Source organism: Micromonospora sp. NPDC049107 (assembly GCF_040648595.1).
In the GTDB taxonomy this organism is placed as follows: Bacteria; Actinomycetota; Actinomycetes; order Mycobacteriales; family Micromonosporaceae; genus Micromonospora.
In genome coordinates this window covers 13,772-31,346 of the sequence record NZ_JBEZEC010000006.1, presented here as the reverse complement: position 1 = coordinate 31,346, position 17,575 = coordinate 13,772, and the positions used below count along the sequence as shown (strand labels likewise).

The 17,575-nt window shown below is 73.5% G+C and carries 15 protein-coding genes; 1 reads left to right on the top strand and 14 read right to left on the bottom strand.

From position 1 onward, the window contains the following. Positions 1–93: 93 nt before the first annotated feature. The 6 genes from AB0B55_RS16045 to ald form a co-directional block, all read right to left on the bottom strand. Complete coding sequence (locus AB0B55_RS16045; RefSeq protein ID WP_357120884.1) at positions 94–864, bottom strand: pseudouridine synthase; 771 nt, start codon at positions 862–864, stop codon at positions 94–96. Next, entirely contained in the window at positions 851–1,900 is a 1,050-nt protein-coding gene (scpB, locus tag AB0B55_RS16040; protein ID WP_357172045.1) for an SMC-Scp complex subunit ScpB, read from the bottom strand. The genes AB0B55_RS16045 and scpB overlap by 14 nt, the downstream gene beginning before the upstream one ends. Next, positions 1,893–2,822 carry a ScpA family protein gene (locus AB0B55_RS16035; protein ID WP_357122142.1) on the bottom strand — a complete coding sequence of 310 codons (930 nt, stop codon included), beginning with the start codon at positions 2,820–2,822 and terminating at the stop codon, positions 1,893–1,895. The genes scpB and AB0B55_RS16035 overlap by 8 nt, the downstream gene beginning before the upstream one ends. A gap of 56 nt (positions 2,823–2,878) precedes the next feature. Next, positions 2,879–3,802, bottom strand: a complete 924-nt coding sequence (locus tag AB0B55_RS16030; protein WP_357120878.1) for a ParA family protein — start codon at positions 3,800–3,802, stop codon at positions 2,879–2,881. Positions 3,803–3,984: 182 nt separating this feature from the next. Beyond that, positions 3,985–4,980 carry a site-specific tyrosine recombinase XerD gene (locus AB0B55_RS16025; protein WP_357122139.1) on the bottom strand — a complete coding sequence of 332 codons (996 nt, stop codon included), beginning with the start codon at positions 4,978–4,980 and terminating at the stop codon, positions 3,985–3,987. After that, the gene (gene ald / locus AB0B55_RS16020; protein ID WP_357172044.1) at positions 4,977–6,092 is read right to left on the bottom strand and encodes an alanine dehydrogenase; all 1,116 of its coding nucleotides are present in this window, start codon (positions 6,090–6,092) and stop codon (positions 4,977–4,979) included. The genes AB0B55_RS16025 and ald overlap by 4 nt, the downstream gene beginning before the upstream one ends. Before the next feature lie 225 nt (positions 6,093–6,317). Here ald and AB0B55_RS16015 point away from each other — a divergent pair, with 225 nt between their 5' ends. Beyond that, on the top strand, positions 6,318–6,641 hold the full coding sequence (locus AB0B55_RS16015; RefSeq protein ID WP_357172254.1) for a TM2 domain-containing protein: 324 nt from the start codon (positions 6,318–6,320) through the stop codon (positions 6,639–6,641). A 91-nt stretch (positions 6,642–6,732) separates the two neighbouring features. Here the strand turns inward: AB0B55_RS16015 and AB0B55_RS16010 are convergent, their stop codons facing one another. From AB0B55_RS16010 to steA, 8 genes are all read right to left on the bottom strand, one after another. Next, the gene (locus tag AB0B55_RS16010; RefSeq protein WP_357172043.1) at positions 6,733–7,332 is read right to left on the bottom strand and encodes an NUDIX hydrolase; all 600 of its coding nucleotides are present in this window, start codon (positions 7,330–7,332) and stop codon (positions 6,733–6,735) included. Further along, entirely contained in the window at positions 7,329–9,074 is a 1,746-nt protein-coding gene (locus AB0B55_RS16005) for a CTP synthase (protein ID WP_357120869.1), read from the bottom strand. Before AB0B55_RS16005 ends, AB0B55_RS16010 begins: the two co-directional genes overlap by 4 nt. Positions 9,075–9,237: 163 nt before the next feature. After that, a complete protein-coding gene (locus AB0B55_RS16000; protein WP_357172042.1) occupies positions 9,238–11,640 on the bottom strand; it encodes a hypothetical protein in 2,403 nt (800 codons plus the stop codon). Continuing rightward, entirely contained in the window at positions 11,640–12,788 is a 1,149-nt protein-coding gene (locus AB0B55_RS15995; RefSeq protein ID WP_357172041.1) for a glycosyltransferase family 4 protein, read from the bottom strand. The genes AB0B55_RS16000 and AB0B55_RS15995 overlap by 1 nt, the downstream gene beginning before the upstream one ends. 31 nt (positions 12,789–12,819) lie before the next feature. Next, the gene (locus AB0B55_RS15990) at positions 12,820–14,511 is read right to left on the bottom strand and encodes a lipid II flippase MurJ (protein ID WP_357120860.1); all 1,692 of its coding nucleotides are present in this window, start codon (positions 14,509–14,511) and stop codon (positions 12,820–12,822) included. 1 nt (position 14,512) lies between these two features. Continuing rightward, on the bottom strand, positions 14,513–15,379 hold the full coding sequence (locus AB0B55_RS15985) for a hypothetical protein (RefSeq protein WP_357120857.1): 867 nt from the start codon (positions 15,377–15,379) through the stop codon (positions 14,513–14,515). Between the two features lie 43 nt (positions 15,380–15,422). Further along, positions 15,423–16,364, bottom strand: a complete 942-nt coding sequence (locus AB0B55_RS15980) for a copper transporter (RefSeq protein WP_355050198.1) — start codon at positions 16,362–16,364, stop codon at positions 15,423–15,425. Positions 16,365–16,391: 27 nt separating this feature from the next. Then, on the bottom strand, positions 16,392–17,570 hold the full coding sequence (gene steA, locus AB0B55_RS15975) for a putative cytokinetic ring protein SteA (protein WP_355050199.1): 1,179 nt from the start codon (positions 17,568–17,570) through the stop codon (positions 16,392–16,394). Positions 17,571–17,575 lie beyond the last annotated feature (5 nt).

The following is a 17,575-nucleotide window of genomic DNA, read 5'->3' as shown; positions in this document are numbered from 1 at the left end:
GCGCCGCCGCCCGAGGCGACCCACGCCACCCTCCGGCGGCCGCTTCCCGGCCGCTGCGGAGCCTACCGGCAGCCGTACCCCGAAGCCCGGGGGTCAGTCACCCACCGCGCGGAACAGGGCGGCGACCTCCGCGTTGGTCAGGCGCCGCAGACGCCCGGTGCGCAGGTCGCCCAACCGGATCGGACCGATGGAGGTACGCACCAGACGGGTGACCGGGTGCCCGACCTCGTCCATCAACCGCCGGACGATGTGCTTGCGCCCTTCGTGCAGGCTCAGCTCCACCTGGGCGCTCTTGCCCAGGGTGCCCACCACCTTGAACGAGTCGACCTTCACCGGCCCGTCCTCCAGTTCGACGCCCGCGAGGAGCCGCTTGCTCAGGTTGCGCGGGATCGGCCCGACCACCTCGGCCAGGTAGGTCTTCAGCACCTCGTACGAGGGGTGCATGAGCTTGTGCGCGAGGTTGCCGTCGTTGGTGAGCAGCAGCAGGCCCTCGCTGTCCGCGTCGAGCCGCCCGACGTGGTAGACCCGCTGGTCCAACCGCCGGCCGATGAACTCGGCCAGTTCGGTGCGCCCCTTGTCGTCCGACATGGTGGTCACCACACCGCGCGGCTTGTTCATCGCCACGTAGACCAGGCGGACGTCGACCTGGAGGCGCTCGCCGTCCACGTGGATCACGGACGTGGCGGGGTCGACCTTGTCGCCGAGCTTGGCGACCCGCCCGTCCACGGTGACCCGGCGCCGGAAGATCAGGTCCTCGCAGGCACGGCGGGAACCCACGCCGGCGGCGGCGAGCACCTTCTGCAGGCGTTCCGCGCCCTCGTAGACGGGGGCGTCGGACTTCGGGGAACGGTTATCGGGTCGCATCGGCAAGCTCTTCTACGTCGTCGGGCAGGAAGGGTGCGAGAGGTGGCAATTCGTCGACGGTGTTCAGCCCGAGCTTCTCCAGGAACAGCGTGGTGGTCCGGTACAGGAACGCCCCGCTGTCCGATTCGGTGCCGCACTCCTCGACGAGGCCGCGAGTGACCAGCGTACGGATGACGCCGTCGCAGTTGACACCCCGGATGGCCGAGATCCGTGACCGGGTCACCGGCTGCTTGTACGCGACCACGGCCAGGGTCTCCAGAGCCGCCTGGGTCAGCCGCACGGACTGCCCGTCCAGGACGAACCGCTCGACGTACGTAGCGTATTCCGGCCGGGTGTACAACCGCCAACCGCCGGCGGCCCGGCGCAGCTCGAACCCGTTCCCGGCGGCCGTGTAGCCGGCCGCGATCTCGTCGAGCACCGGCCCGATCCGCTCGGCCGGCTGCTCCAGCACCTGGGCCAGAACCAGCTCGCTGACCGGTTCGTCCACCACCAGGAGGATCGCCTCCAACGCGCCGCGCAGCTCGGCGTCGGGCAGCTCGGGCGCGGGCTCCGGCACAACCGCCGGCCGCCGTCGCCCGACGGGCTCCCGCCGGGGTACGCCCCGAGTCGCGCCCGCCGCAGCGGGCTCCGCAGCCTCAGCGGGCGCGTCGGCCTCCGGCACGACCGGCTCGGCGGGCACGACCGGCTCAGCGGTCTCGACCGGCTCAGCCGTCTCGACCGGCTCGGTGGACTCGATTCGCTCAGCGGCCCCGACCGGCTCGGGGGGCATGAGCGGCTCGGCGGCCTCGACCGGCTCAGCGGCCCCGACCGGCTCGGGGGGCATGAGCGGCTCGGCGGCCTCGACCGGCTCGGCGACCACCACTGGCTCGTGGGGTGCGACCGGCTCGGCCGGTTCACCGACGGCTGCGTCGGTGGATTCAGCTTCGGCTTCGGCCTCGGCAGGTGCGGTGGGGGCCGGTGGGCGGGGGCGTTCCCACGGGGGAACCCAGGCGGCGGCCTGGTCGGCCAGGGAGTCCCGGCGCTCCTCGTCACTCATCCCGCGCACCCTCCGTCGCTTCCGTTTCGGCCGGTCCGCCGGCCTCCTCCCCCGCCGCCACCGGCTCCGGGCCGGGAGGCGGGTCGGCGTCGGCGGGTGTGCCGGCGTACTCGTCGACGTGCAGTTCGGTCTCGCCGTCGGTGGGCCCGGTCCAGCGCACGGTCAGCTCCTCCAGGGCCTGCTCCTGCACGAAGGCCACCAGACCCTCCCGGTACAGCTCCAGCAGCGCCAGGAACCTCGCCACCACCTCCAGGGTGGCCTCGCAGTCGGCGCAGAGCAGCGAGAACGTCGCCGTGCCGGCCCGGCGCAGCCGGGCGGTGAGGATCGCCGCGTGTTCCCGCACACTGACCCGCACCATGTGCACGTGGGCGATGGACACCTCCGGCGTCACCTTCGGGGTCATCGCCTTCACGGCCAGTTTCAGCAGCCGCTGCGGGCCGATGCCGAGCACCAGGTCGGGCAGCGCCTCGGCGTAGCGGGGCTCCAGACTCACCGCCCGGGGATAGCGCCGGCCGCCGACCGCTTCCAGCTCGGCGATGTGTGCCGCCGCCTCCTTGTACGCCTTGTACTGCAGCAGCCGGGCGAAGAGCAGGTCCCGGGCCTCCAGCAGGGCGAGGTCCTCCTCGTCCTCGACGTCGGCGGCGGGCAGCAGCCGGGCGGCCTTCAGGTCGAGCAGGGTCGCGGCGATGAGCAGGAACTCGCTGGCCTCGTCCAGGTCCCAGTCGTCGCCCATGGCGCGGATGTAGGCGATGAACTCGTCGGTGACCGTGTGCAGGGCCACCTCGGTGACGTCGAGCTTGTGTTTGCCGATGAGTTGCAGCAGCAGGTCGAAGGGGCCGGTGAAGTTGGCCAGTCGCACCGTGAACCCGGCGGGCTGCGCACCGTCGACCACGGCCGGATCGGCGGTGTCGGGCGGGTGCAGGGGTGGCGCGGTCACCGCACGACCGTAGTCCACGAGACGGGCACCGGGACTTCCGGCTACCGCTCCGACTGGGCGGCGATCACCTCGCGGGCCAGCTGACGGTAGTTACGCGCCCCGGAGGAGGCCGGGTCCATCGTCGTGATGGGGGCACCGGCCACGGTGGACTCCGGGAACTTCACCGTCTTGGTGATGACCGTCTGGTAGACCTTGTCGCCGAACGCCTCGACCACCCGCTGGAGCACCTGACGGCAGTGGGTGGTGCGGCTGTCGTACATGGTGGCGAGAATGCCTTCGAGCTCCAGGTCGAAGTTGAGCCGTTCGCGCACCTTGTCGATGGTGTCCAGCAGCAGGGCCACACCGCGCAGGCTGAAGAACTCGCACTCGAGCGGGATGAGCACGCCGTGCGCGACGGTCAGCGCGTTGATCGCCAGCAGGCCGAGGGACGGCTGGCAGTCGATCAGGATGTAGTCGTACTCCTTGCGGACCGAGCGCAGGACCCGGGCCAGGGCCATCTCGCGGGCGACCTCGTTGACGAGCTGGATCTCGGCGGCGGAGAGGTCGATGTTGGCCGGTAGCAGGTGCAGGCCCGCGACGTCGGTCTTGATGAGGACGTCCTCGGCGGTCACGTCGTCCTGCATGAGCAGGTTGTAGACGGACAGGTCGAGGTTGTGCGGGTTGACACCCAGGCCCACCGAGAGCGCGCCCTGCGGGTCGAAGTCAACGAGCAGCACCTTGCGGCCGTACTCCGCGAGGGCCGCGCCCAGGTTGATGGTGGTGGTCGTCTTGCCGACGCCACCCTTCTGGTTGGCCATCGCGATGATGCGCGCCGGACCGTGCCGATCAGTGGGCATCGGCTCGGGGATGGGCTTGCGCATCGTGTAGGCGGCCGGGTCGGCCGGACCCAGATCGTTGCCGAGCGCGGCCTGCTGCTCGCGGAGCTCCGACGTCCACGTCTCGGCACGGTCACCGTTGCCAGCCATGTGCTCGTTGCCCCCTCCCGACGACCCACCCGGCGTCGGAGCCGTCCGACGTCCTTCGCGGCGCCGCTGCGCACCCCGGTCGTGTCGCCCCAGGAGGTCCGCGCCGATGCCGACTGTACGCCACCGACCAGCAGGGCGTTCGGCACCGGCCCGGCGTGTCGGGACCGACCCCGACCGGGGCGTCAGTCCCGGGCGCGCGGGTGGGCGGTGGCGTACACCTCGCGCAGCCGTTCGACGGTGACGAGGGTGTAGACCTGGGTGGTGGTCACCGAGGCGTGACCGAGCAGTTCCTGGACGACCCGCACGTCGGCGCCACCGTCGAGCAGGTGGGTCGCGTACGAGTGGCGCAGCGTGTGCGGGGACACCGCCGACGGTCCCTCGACCGGCAGGCCGGCGCGGGCGGCGGCGTGCCGCAGGATCATCCAGGCGCCCTGGCGGGACAGCGCGCCGCCCCGGGCGTTGAGGAACACCGCCGGGGTGCCCCGGCCGGCGGCGGCCAGCGTCGGGCGGGCCCGGACCAGGTAGGCGCGGACCGCGTCGACGGCGTACCCGCCGATCGGGACGAGTCGCATCCGGCCGCCCTTGCCGCGCAGCAGCACGGCGCCCTCGTCGACGTCCAGGTCGTCGATCGCCGCGCCGACCGCCTCGGAGATCCGCGCGCCGGTGCCGTACAGGAACTCCAGCAGCGCCCGGTCGCGCAGCGCGAGCGACGCGCCGTCACCGGTCGCGGTGACCGGCCCGGTGGTCTCCAGCAGGCGGGAAACGTCGTCGACTCCCAGCGCGCGGGGCAGCCGGCGCGGCGGGGTGGGCGGGCGGACGTCGCGGCTCGGGTCGGCGCCGGCCAGCCCCTCCCGCACGGCGAACCGGTGCAGGCCACGAACCGCGCTGGCCGCGCGGGCGGCCGACGACACGGCCAGGGGCGGGTGGTCGTCGTCGCCCGCGCGTAGTCGGGCCAGGTGCGACTCGACGACGCCGGGGGCGACCGACGCGAGGTCGGCGACGCCGACCTCGGCCAGGGTCGTGAGATAACGGTCCAGATCCCGGCGGTACGAGGCGAGGGTGTTCGCGGACAGGCCGCGCTCGACGGTGAGGTGGTCGAGGTACCCGCGGACGGCACGGCGCAGGGCCGGCGCGGGTTCGACGCCCGCACCGACCCGTTCGACAGTGGAGTCGGTCAGCCCAGCACCTTGGCCAGCGGGAGCACCGGCATGCCGTGCGCCTCGGCGACCGGGCCGTAGGTGACCTGGCCGTCGTGGGTGTTCAGGCCCAGCGCCAGCGCCGGGTCGGTGCGCAGGGCGTCGCGCCAGCCCTGGTTGGCCAGTTCGAGGGCGTACGGCAGGGTGACGTTGGTCAGCGCGTAGGTGCTGGTGTTCGGCACCGCGCCGGGCATGTTCGCCACGCAGTAGAAGATCGACTCGTGCACCTTGTAGACCGGGTCGGCGTGCGTGGTGGGCCGCGAGTCCTCGAAGCAGCCACCCTGGTCGATGGCGATGTCGACGAGCACGCTGCCCGGCTTCATCCGGGAGACCAGCTCGTTGGAGATGAGCGTCGGGGCCTTCGCGCCGGGCACCAGCACCGCGCCGATGACCAGGTCGGCGTCGAGGACGGCCCGCTCGATCTCGTACGCGTTGGAGGCGACGGTCTGCAGGTGCCCCCGGTAGATGGCGTCGGCCTGGCGCAGGCGGGCCACGTTCTTGTCCAGCAGCAGCACCTCGGACTGCAGGCCCAGGGCGATGGCGGCGGCGTTCATGCCGGAGACGCCGGCGCCGATGACGACGGTCTTCGCCGCGTACACGCCGGAGACGCCGCCGGGCAGCACGCCCCGACCACCGCCGGTCCGCATCATGTAGAACGCGCCCACCTGTGGGGCGAGCCGGCCCGCCACCTCGGACATCGGCGCGAGCAGCGGCAGCGACTTGTCGGGCAGCTCGACGGTCTCGTACGCGATGCCGGTGACCTTCCGGTCGACCAGCGCGTCCGTGCACTCCTTCGAGGCGGCCAGGTGCAGGTAGGTGAAGAGGACCTGCCCCTCGCGCATCCGGTGGTACTCCTCGGCGATCGGCTCCTTGACCTTGAGCACCAGCTCTGCGGTGTCCCACACCTCGTCGGCGGTGGCCAGGATCTTCGCGCCGGCGGCGGCGAACTCCTCGTCGGTGATGCTGGAGCCGACGCCCGCGCCGGACTCGACGAAGACCTGGTGGCCGCTGCGGGTGAACTCGTTGACGCCCGCCGGCGTGATCGCCACGCGGTACTCGTGGTTCTTGACCTCGCGTGGGATTCCGACCTTCACGATGCAGACACCTCTCTTCGGGGCTGAGTTCCCCCGACCGCTCGGCGCCACGACGGCCCCATTGCCGCCACGGTTCACCGGTCCCGCCGGCGGCAGTCTAGGCGCGTCCAACCCCGCGACGAGCCAGCACAGTGGCATCCGGTGCCCGGACGACCTGACGGAGTGTCAGGGCAGAGACCGGGCCGGCGGTGGACGTCACCTCAGCCGTCAGGACAGTGTTCGCCCATTATCGTCCCATCTGCCGGGCGGCGGTACGGACAGCGGGCGAGTGGATCACTATTGTGTCCGCCCATGACCACTCCTGAATACCAGCCCGGGTACGCCCCGGGTTACTCCGACAAGAGCAAGGTCGTCGCGGGCATCCTCGGCATCCTGCTCGGCACCTTCGGTGCCGGTCGGTTCTACACCGGACACACCAAGATCGCCGTGCTCCAGCTCGTCGTGAGCCTGGTGACCTGTGGGGCCGGCGGCCTCTGGGGCCTCATCGACGGCATCCTGATCCTCGTCAACGGCGGCACGGACGCGCAGGGTCGCCCGCTGCGGGACTGACCTTCCGCTTGGACACCCAGAGGGGCCCCGCGGTTGACCGCGGGGCCCCTCTGGCGCGTACTCGATGATCGGCTGGACCGAACTGCGGCGCTCAGCGCGGCAGCGGCGCCTCCGCCCGGCGCAGCGCCGCGAAGCCGGTGTCCCGGCCACGCGCCGCCGCGAGCAGCCCGGCCACCGCGGACGCGTTGGTGATCTCGCCGGCCAGGACCATGCCGACCGCCTCGTCGAGGTCGACGCGGACGACCTGGAGGTCGGCCTCCTCGTCGTGGCGCTCGTGCCGCTCGTCGGCCGGCACGTCGGCGAGGTCCCGAGCCAGGAAGACCCGGACGATCTCGTTGGTGAACCCGGGCGAGCTGTGCAGGTCGACCAGCACGTCGATCCGCCCGGCGGTCAGGTCGGCCTCCTCGGCCAGCTCCCGCAGCGCGGCGGCCGGCAACTCCTCGCCGGAGACGTCCATCAGCCCGGCCGGCAGCTCCCAGAGGTGCCGGCCCACCGGTTGCCGATACTGGCGGATCAGCACCACCTGACCGGCGTCGTCCAGGGCCACCACGGCCACCGCCCCGACGTGCCGGACCAGGTCGCGCAGCGCGGTCCCGCCGCCGGGCATGGTCACCTCCTCGGTGACCACGTCGAAGATCCGCCCGCGGTACCGCTCCTCGCGGGAACGGACCTCGTAGCGATGCTCGCTCACGCCGACGCCTTCGTGGCGGCGCCGTTGCGGGCCGCCTTGCGGGCCGACGGGGCCTCCGCGGCGGGATCGAGGTCGACCGGCAACTGGTCGGCCTGCGAGTACGCCACCGCGGCCTTGACGAACGACGCGAACAGCGGGTGCGGGCGGGTCGGGCGGCTCTTGAGCTCCGGGTGCGCCTGCGTGGCCACGAAGAACGGGTGCAGCTCGCGGTCCAGCTCGATGAACTCGACCAGCCGGCCGTCCGGCGAGGTGCCGGAGATGTGCAGGCCCGCCTTGGTCAACGCGTCCCGGTAGGCGTTGTTGACCTCGTAGCGGTGCCGGTGCCGCTCGCTGATGTCGGTGCTGCCGTACGCCTCGGCGACGATCGAGCCCTCGGTCAACGTCGCCGGGTACGCCCCGAGCCGCATGGTGCCGCCCAGGTCGCCCTTGCCGGCGACGATGTCCTCCTGGTCGGCCATGGTGGCGATGACCGGGTGCGCGGCCTGCTCGTCGAACTCCAACGAGTTGGCGCCGTCCAGGCCGGCCAGGTGCCGGGCCACGTCGATGGTCATGCACTGCAGTCCGAGGCAGAGGCCGAGCAGGGGGATGCCGTTCTCCCGCGCGTACCGGGCCGTACCGATCTTGCCCTCGATGCCCCGGACGCCGAACCCGCCCGGGATGAGGATGCCGTCCACGCCGGCCAGGGCCGCCGCCGCGCCGGCCGGGGTGACGCACTCGTCGCTGGGCACCCACTTGAGCTGCACCCGGGACCGGTTACCGAAACCGGCCGCCCGGATCGCCTCGCTCACCGACAGGTACGCGTCGGGCAGGTCCACGTACTTGCCGACCACCGCGACGGTCACCGTGTGCCGCGGGCGGTGCACCCGCTCCAGCAGGTCGTCCCAGCTCGCCCAGTCCACGTCCCGGAACGAGAGCCCGAGCCGGCGCACCACGTACGCGTCGAGCCCCTCGCGGTGCAGCACCTTCGGGATGTCGTAGATGCTCGGGGCGTCCGGGGCGGCGACGACCGCCTCGGCGTCGACGTCGCAGTAGAGCGACAGCTTCTCCTTGAGCTTCACCGGGATCTCCCGGTCGCAGCGCAGCACGATGGCGTCCGGCTGGATACCGATGTTGCGCAGCTGGGCCACGGAGTGCTGGGTCGGCTTGGTCTTCAGCTCGCCCGACGGCGCCAGGTACGGCACCAGCGAGACGTGCAGGTAGAAACAGTTGTCCCGGCCCAGGTCGTGGCGGACCTGACGGATCGCCTCCAGGAACGGCAGCGACTCGATGTCGCCCACCGTGCCACCGACCTCGGTGATGACCACGTCGGGCAGGACGCCGTCCTCGTCCGGGTCGGCCATCGCCAGGATCCGCGACTTGATCTCGTTGGTGATGTGCGGGATGACCTGGACGGTGTCGCCCAGGTACTCGCCGCGCCGCTCCTTGGCGATCACGTCGGAGTAGATCTGCCCGGTGGTGACGTTCGCCTTGCCGGACAGCGCCCGGTCGAGGAAACGCTCGTAGTGCCCGACGTCGAGGTCGGTCTCGGCGCCGTCCTCGGTGACGAAGACCTCGCCGTGCTGGAACGGGTTCATCGTCCCCGGGTCGACGTTCAGGTAGGGGTCGAGCTTCTGCATCACGACGCGGAGCCCGCGCGCGGTCAACAGGTTGCCGAGGCTGGAGGCGGTGAGGCCCTTACCCAGCGAGGAGGCGACGCCCCCGGTGACGAAAATGTGCCTGGTCGTCCGTGCTGATGGGGCCAAGGCCTGCTCCCGTGTCGTCTGTCGCGGTCATGCAGACCGCCGTGCTCGATCAGCAAAGTGATCACGCGATCCACGGGATTCCACGGTAACACCTTCACGACGGGTACTCGCAGGCCGCACCCCGGGTGGGACCGGAACGGGCCACCCGGGCGGCGTCCGGCGGTCAGGAGGTGGCAACCTCGCTCGATGGCGCTGGCGTGTCCGTCGGACGCCGCTGCGCCGGAGGGGTGGCCGCAGCGCCCGCCGTCGGACCGTCCGACCGGCCGGGGCCGTCGGCCGCCGGCGAGCCCAGGTCCGGCCCCAGGACGACGGTACGGGGTGGCGCGGCGGGCGAACCGCCGACCGGCCGGGGGTGACCCGCTCCGAGCGGACCACCGCCGCCGGTCGGACCGTTCCCCCCACCGGCTGGCCCGTCGCCCCCGGAACCCGGATCGTCGTCGGCATCGTTCTCCCGCTCGCGGCCCGTGGCGGGGCGGGTCCGGTCGGCGGCGTGCCCGAGGACCCGCAGCGACGCCAGCGCCGCCAGCGGCACCACCAGGGCGGCCGCCGCGCCGGCCACGTCCAGTGCGGCACCGTCGAGCACACCGCCCAGCACCGCCGCGACCGCCGTGCCGGCGAACGCCGCCCGCACCGCCGGGTAGATGCCGAACAGCCGCATCAGTCCACCCCACGGCTGCAGCAGGGCGAACCACACCAGCAGCCCGCCGGCGAGCGCCAGCACCGTCAACGGGCTGTTCACCAACGTCTCGAAGTTCGCCGTGCTGGATCGGTGCACGGTGAAACCGCCGGTGCCGTCGCCGACCGCGGACAGGAACCGGCCGAGGCTCCCCCGCTCGGCCGGCAGCCGGCGCAGGTCCACGACGGCGAAGCCGATACCGACCGCCAGGGCGGCCATGGTGGCCCACGCCAGTCGACTGATGGTCAGCCAGCCACCGGCGCTGATCGCCGCCGCCACGCTCAGGCCGGCGGTCAGCGCGATCGCGCCGACCGGGTCGGCGCCGAGGTAGGGGCTGCCGGCCACCACCACGGCGAGGCCACCCACGGCGACCATCACGGCGGGCCGCCAGCGCCGGTGCACCCGCTGGGCGAGCCACCCGCCGGTCACCAGCGCGCCGGCGAGGAACACCCCCAGCGCGACCGTGCTCAGCCCGGCGTACCGACCACCCTGCAACGCCGAGTAGCCGACCACGCCGTTGAGCTGGAGGCGGGCCCCGGTCAGCACGTCCACGCCGACGACCAGGGTCGTCAGGCCGGCCACCGCGCCGACCGGGCCGAGGGTCCTCGCGTACCCGGGGGCGAAGCGGACCGCGGCCGTGCCCCCCGCGACCAGCAGCGCGGTGACCCCGGCGAAGATCCACCCGGGGTGCCCGCCGCGCCACCAGGGGACGGCGTCGGCCAGCAACGCGGCCGGGACGGTCAACGCCGCCGCGACCAGCAGCAGCTCGACCACCGCCAGGACCCGGGCCGGGATCGGGGTCGGGCCGGTCGGGCCCGCGTGTGGCCGCGCGCGGCGCAGCAACGGCAGCACGGCCAGGGCCAGCAGCACCTGCGCCCCGGCGAGCAGGGCGAAGAACCCGCCGGAGACGGTCCGCTGGGCGGCCGCCTCCCGGTCGGCGTCCGCCGGGGCGTTGATCGCCTCCGTCAGGTCCGCCGGCCGACCACCGGTGCTGACCGCCGGCCGGCCGAGGAACAGCCGCTCCGGCATCGGCCGGCCCAGCGCGGCCAACGCCGTCGGCGCGAGGTCGACGAGCTGGAGGTAACCGTCACGGTCGGTGCTGGCCGAGGTCAGCCAGCCCCGCTCCCAACCCGGCCCGTCGGCGATCGCCACGTGCAGCCGCGACGGCCGCTCGGTGTCGGAGATGCCGGCGACCAGCACCAGCGACCGCGGCGGGCGGGCGGCCAGGACCCGGGCCAGTAGGGCGTCGGCGACCCGTGCCTCCTCGGCGCGCGCCGCCGGATCGCTCCCCTCGATCGTGCCGAGGTCGACGATGCTCAGGACACACGAGCCGAGCAGCCGACGCGGGTCGGCCGGCAGCCCCGCGGCGTACCTGTCGACCCGGCCGAACGGCCGCGCGGCGGCCACGGCGGCGCCCGGCCCCACGGCGACCGAGCAGCGCACCGACTCCGACAGCGACCCGGGCATCGTGCCCCACGGCAGCCGCTGCTGGTTGTACTGGACCACGCTCTCCTGGTCGGGCAGGTTCGCGCCGATCCCGTCCGGCTGCTCCACGGCCACCGAGGCCGGCGGGCAGCCGCCGTCCGGGCGGGCGCCGTTCCAGCCGGCGAAACTGCCCGCGCCGAGCGTCAACCAGCCGTCCACCGGGCAGGTGGGCCGGTGCGCGGACCGCACCGACAGCGAGCCGATCGAACCTTCCTGGGCCATCCGCCACAGTGTCGGCGTGCGCTGCTGGTCGACGTCCTCCCAGCGCAGCCCCGAGACACCGGCGAGCACCACGAAGTCGGCGGTGCGCTGCGGCGTGCCCTGCGGCGGCCGGACGGCCAGCGCGGCGACGCCCAACGCCACCACGAGCACGGTCAACAGGGCCGGGGCCAGTCGACGCACCATCAGCGGTGTCCCGTCAGGGGCGCGTCGGAGCCGGGCGCCGCCGGGTGGGCGGCCAGTTCGGCGTAGACCGCCGCCAGCACGGCGACCGTGTCCGCCTCGGTGGGCCACGTCGCCGCCCGTTCGGCGCCGCGCCGACCCAGATCGGTCCGGGCCGTCGGGTCGTCCAGCAGCGCGCGCACCGCCGCGTCGACCGCGTCCACGTCGACCGAGGGGACCAGCGCGGCGGCGTCACCGACCAGCTCCGGCAGGCCGCCCACCGCCGTCGTCACCAACGGCACGCCGGCCCGCATCGCCTCCTGGGCGAACAACTGCCGCGCCTCCCAGTCGCTGGTGACCACCGCGAGGTCGGCGCCGGCGAGCAGGTCGGCCACATCGGTACGGTGCCCCAGCAGGGTCACCGGAGCGCGGGCCGCCGAGATCCGCGCGGCCAACGACAGGTACGCCGGGCCGCTTCCGGCGATCACCACGACCGGCGGTGGGGTACGCGTCCGCCAGCGGGCCGCCGCGTCGACCAGCACGTCGTAGCGCTTCTGCGGGTGCAGCCGCCCCACCGAGAGGATGAGCGGCTGCTCCGGTCCCACGCCGAACTCGGCGCGGACGGCGGCGCGACGCCGACGCGGCGCGGCCAGCGTCGGGGCGGCGACCGGGGCGAGCCGCGCGTCGGCGGCGCCCAGCGCGGTGGCCCGCCCGACCAGGTCGGACGACGCCCCCAGCGCCACCCGGGCCCCCCGGGCGACCACCCGCTCGACGAGCCGGGACACCCCGCCGCGCAACCCGCCCGCGAGGACGGCGTTGTGCCAGGTCACCACGAGCGGGGCGGTCGGCCGGGCCAGTACGGCGACGAGACCGGCGCGCAGACCGTGCGCGTGCAGCACGTCGACCCGGGCCGTGGCGAGCACCCGCCGCAGGGCGAGCACCGCCCGCGCGTCGGCCGGGGTCGGGCTGGCCGGGATCTCCACCGGTTCGAAACGCGCGCCGACGCCGGTGAAGTCGAACTGCTCCTGCGTCGCCGCCGGCCCGCAGACCAGCACCGTCGCGCCGGACGCGACGAGCCCCCGTGCGACCGAACGGACGTGCTGGCCGACCCCACCGGTGCTGGACGCCAGCACCAGCGCCACGGTGCCCGACCAGCCGTTGGTCTCCGTCATGCCGGCCACCGCCGGTTGGTGTTGACAACGCTCACCGAACCGCCGTCTCCTTCCCGTCGCCCCGCTCCGGGGGCACCGCGCCCGGCGTGGGCGTGCCGGCCCGGCCCCGCTGGCCCCGCCGGAGGCGGCGAGCCACCCCGGTCAGTAGCGGCCGTACGTCCCGCCGGTCGACGAACCAGACCACGACGAGGAACACGACACCGACCAGAACCCCGGACAGCATGCCCTGACCGAGCGCCACGGCCGTCGTCGGGGTGCCGCCGTCCAGCCTGTCGAGCCAACGGCTCAGGCCCAGCCCGGCGAACGCGGCGAGGAGGCCGGCGAGGAGGCCGGCCGCCCCGGCGCGCGCCGCGCCGGCCAGCGCCGGTGTGCCGGCGGCCCGCGCCACCGCGACGACCAGCAGCGCGCCCAGCACGACCATGCCCACCGAGTTCGCGGACGTCACGGCGAGCACCCGGTCGGTCAACGGCAGGATCCGGCCGAGCGCCAGCACCGCGACCGGCACCACGAGGAAGCCGACGGCGGTCGCCACCGTCGCCGCCCGGGTCTGCCCCCGCGCGTAGAGCGCCCGGGTGAGGATCGCGAACAGGCCGTAGCCGACCAGGCCCGGGGCGTAACCGATGATCGCGGCGGCGGCGGTGGGCGCGGTGGACGCGGGGAAGAAGAAGTGCCCGATCGGCCCCGCGGTTCCGACCAGCGCGGCCGCGCCGAGGCAACTGAACAGCAGCACCCCGCGCACGGCCGGAGCGAGGGTCGCCCGGTAGGCGTCCTCGTCGCCGGCCGACCGGGCCGCCGCGAGGGTCGGGTAGGCCGCCACGGCCAGGGGCACCGCCAGCACCGCCCACGGCAGCAGGTAGACGGTCTGCGCCAGGTTGTAGACGCCGGGGTTGCTGCGCGCGCCCGCCGTCACCTGGTTCAGGCTGACGATCAGGGCGATCTGCTGCGTCGTGACGGTGACCGCGCCCGCCACCGCCAGCGCGCCGACCCGGGCCCGTGCGTCGGCGGGGAACCCGAACCCGGGCCGTACCCCCAGCCGCAACCGACGGATCGGGATGAGCAGCGACAGCGACAGCACCACCACGCCGAGGGTCGTGCCGGCGGAGAGCAGCACCTCGCCGCCGGGACTCACCCCGGCGACCGTGGCATAGCGGCCCTGGGTGGCCGTGAACCCCAGGTAGACCACGATCACGGTGAGGCTGGACAGCAGCGGGGCGAGCACCGGCCAGGCGAAGCGGCGGTGCGCCTGGAGCACCCCGGTGAGCACGATGCCGACCCCGTACAGCGGTAGCTGCGGCGCGAAGACCCGCAGCATCCGTACGCCGCTGTGCTGCTGGGCGTCGGTGAGGTGGTGCCCCAGCGACCCGACTACCGGGCCGGCGAACAGCGCCACGAGCAGCGCGAGCGGCACCAGCAGCGCCACCGTCCAGGTCAGCAGCGCGCCGGTGGTCCGGGCGACCGTCGTCCGGTCGCCGGCCCCGACGGCGCCGGCCAGCAGCGGTACGACGAGGCTCGCCAGTGCGCCACCGGCGACGATCTCGAAGATGAAGTTCGGCACCGCGTTGGCCACCACGTAGGTGCCGCCGAGGTCGGTGTTCCCGAGGCTCCAGGTGAACAGGGCGGTGCGGCCGAAGCCGGCGAGCCGGCTGAGCACGGTGAGCACGGCGATGAGCGCGGCTGCCCCGGCCAGCCGGCCGGCGCCGGCGAGGGGGGCCGGTCTGGTCACGTCAGTCGGTGCGCCGGCCCAGGGCGTCGAGCTCCCGCAGGCCCGGGGTCCGCTGGATCACCGCCGTGAAGCTGACCTTCTCGCTGGCGGCGGTGAGCCCGGCCAGCACGGCGAGCAGGCCGGCCCGACCGAGCGGACCGGTGCGGGCGGCGAGCGCCACACCGAGCAGCGCGCCGAGCGCGTTCGCGCCGCTGTCGCCGACCATGACGTTCTCGGACAGGTCGTCGCCGAGCAGTCCGGCGGCGGCGCCGGCCGCGCCGGCGGCGATCCCGCCGTGCGGGCCGCCGGTCAGCGGCGCGCCCAGCAGCAGCCCGGACTTGATGGCCCGGCCGGGTCGCAGGTCGAGCAGGTTGAGCAGGTTGGCGGTGCCGGCGATCACGCCAGCGCCGAGCAGCACGTCGACTCCCCGGCCGAACGCGCCGTGGCGCTGCCGGCGCGGGTGCGCGGCGACGCGGGGGTCGGCGGCGAGCAGTGCGGCGGCGCCCAGCCCGGCCGCCCCCACCCCGACCACCTTAACGAGCCCGGCGGTGACCCGCCCCGCACGCAACGCGGCGAGGTGCCCGGCGAAGCCCTTGGCCGCCTTCTGCTCCGGTCGTGCCCCGACCACGTCGTCGTAGAGCCCGACACCACCGGCGCCGAGGCCGGCGACCAGGGCGGCGCCACCGGAGGCGGCACTCGTCGCGCCGAACGCGCCCGCGGCGGTCGCGCCGGCCGCGAGCGCCGGACCGGCGGCGAGGGTCACCGTACGGCCGCGGAAGTTGGTGCGCTCCAGCGCCGGCCCCACCGGGGCGGTCCGCACCTCGCGCAGCGCGTACCGGGCGGCGGCCGCTCCGGCGGCGGCGACCAGCAGCCGTCCCAGCGTGCTCATGCCGGCACCTCGTCGATTACGGACACGGCGGTACGTCGTTCGCTCACTGGGGCAGTCTAGGCAGCAGGGACGCGGCGTTGTCGCCGACGCCGTACTGGCCGGCCTTCTTCTCGGTGAGCTGCTGCACCAGCGCCAGACTGGTGACCAGTTGCCCCTGGACGGTGTTGGCGTTGTCGACGGTCGAGATGGTCTGCGACAGCACCGGGTCGCCACGGACCACGGACACCACGTTGCCGCCGGCGGAGCCGTTGCCGCCCACCACGATCGCCCCGGTCCGGTCGAACTGCTCGGCGATCTTGACGACCGACTCGTCCCGCTTCTCGGAGTCCTTGTCGACATACGGCTGGCCGCTCACCACGACGACCGCCTCCGCCGGGCCGGTCACCTTGTTGTTGTCGGTGGTCAGGTAGCCGGCGTTGTTGTACGCGGCGAGCACCGCCCGCCGGTCGGCGTCGCTGACCGGCGCGGTGCCCTGGGCGCGGTCCAGCAGGACGCTGGCCAGCAGCGCGCTGGAGGTCTCCACGCCGTGCCCGTTGCCGGGCAGGCCGGTGGTCTGCGCGGTGGGCCGGGCGGCGGTGACGGCCAACTCCAGCAGATTGGAGTTGTTGTCCGGGTTGATGAACTTGTCCTGCAGGTCGACCCGACCGGTGATGGTGGCGCCGGCCTGCTGCAGCTTCTTGAGCACACCCTCGGTGTGGTCACGCCCGTTCGGCAGGCTGAGCACCACCACCCGGCGTCCGGTGAGGGTGCCCGGCAGGACCACCTGGGACATCTCCTCGGCGAACTCCTCTTCCAGACCGAGCTGCTTCTCCATGTTGGCGACCTGCTGACGCCACTGCTGGTTGTCCTTGCGCAACCCGGTGACCTGCTGCTTGAGCGAGTCGGCGACCGGGCCGTTGAGGGCGGCGGTGCCGACCACCAGGCCGATCGCCAGAGCCAGGAAGACCGCGGTGAGGGACACCACGTGGTAGCGGAAGTTGATCACGCTTGCAGCCTCTTGATCGCTCGGGAACTAGAAGAGCCGGTACAGCTGGAACACGAAATTGTCCCACCACTCGGCGACCACACCCAGGTACGCCTTCCCGACGGTGGAGACCGCCACCGCGGAGGCCATCGCCGCGATCGCCGAGAGCACCAGCAGCAGCAACGACGAGCCGGAAATGCTCTGCCGGTAGAGCCGGCTCACACCCTTGGCGTCGACCAGCTTGCCGCCGACCTTCAGCCGGGTCAGGAACGTCGAGGCCATCCCGCCGCGCCCCTTGTCGAGGAACTCGACGAGGGTGGCGTGGGTGCCGACCGCGACCAGCAGGGAGGCGCCCTTCTCGTCGGCCAGCAGCATCGCCAGGTCCTCGCTGGTCGCCGCCGCCGGGAACGTGATGGCGGGGACGCCGAGCCCGTTGACCCGGGGCAGACCGGGCGCCCGACCGTCCGGGTAGGCGTGCACGATCACCTCGGCGCCGCAGCGCAGCACGTCGTCGGTGACCGAATCCATGTCCCCGATGATCATGTCAGGGGTGTACCCGGCCTCGACCAGCGCGTCCGCGCCGCCGTCCACGCCGATCAACACCGGCTTGAACTCCCGGATGTACGGGCGCAGCACGTCCAGGTCGGCCTTGTAGTCGTAGCCGCGCACCACGATCAGGCAGTGTCGGCCCTGGATCTGGGTCTGGATGTCCGGTACGCCCACGCCATCGAGCAGCAGGTCGCGTTCCTGGCGCAGGTAGTCCATCGTGTTGGCGGCGAACGCCTCCAACTGCACCGACAGCCCCTCCCGGGCGTCGGACATCGCCTTGGCGACCGACTCGGCGTCCTGCAGGGTGCCGTGCGCCACCGGCTCCTCGCCCGCGAACACGGTGTTGCCCTCGACGCGTACCTGGTCACCCTCGCGGATGCGCTCGAAGACGCCCTCGCCGAGGTCGTCCAGCAGCGGGATCCCGGCGGCGATCAACACCTCCGGCCCGAGGTTGGGATAGCGGCCGGAGACCGACGGCTTGGCGTTGAGGACCGCGGCGACACCGACAGCGACCAACGAGTCGGCCGCCACCCGGTCCAGGTCGACGTGGTCGATGACCGCGATGTCACCGGGGCGAAGCCGGCCGACCAGGCGTTTCGTCCGGCGATCAAGGCGCGCGGTGCCGAGGACTCTGCCCGGTTCGGCATTCCGGTTCCGGCGCAACGTGGGTAGACGCATCGTGA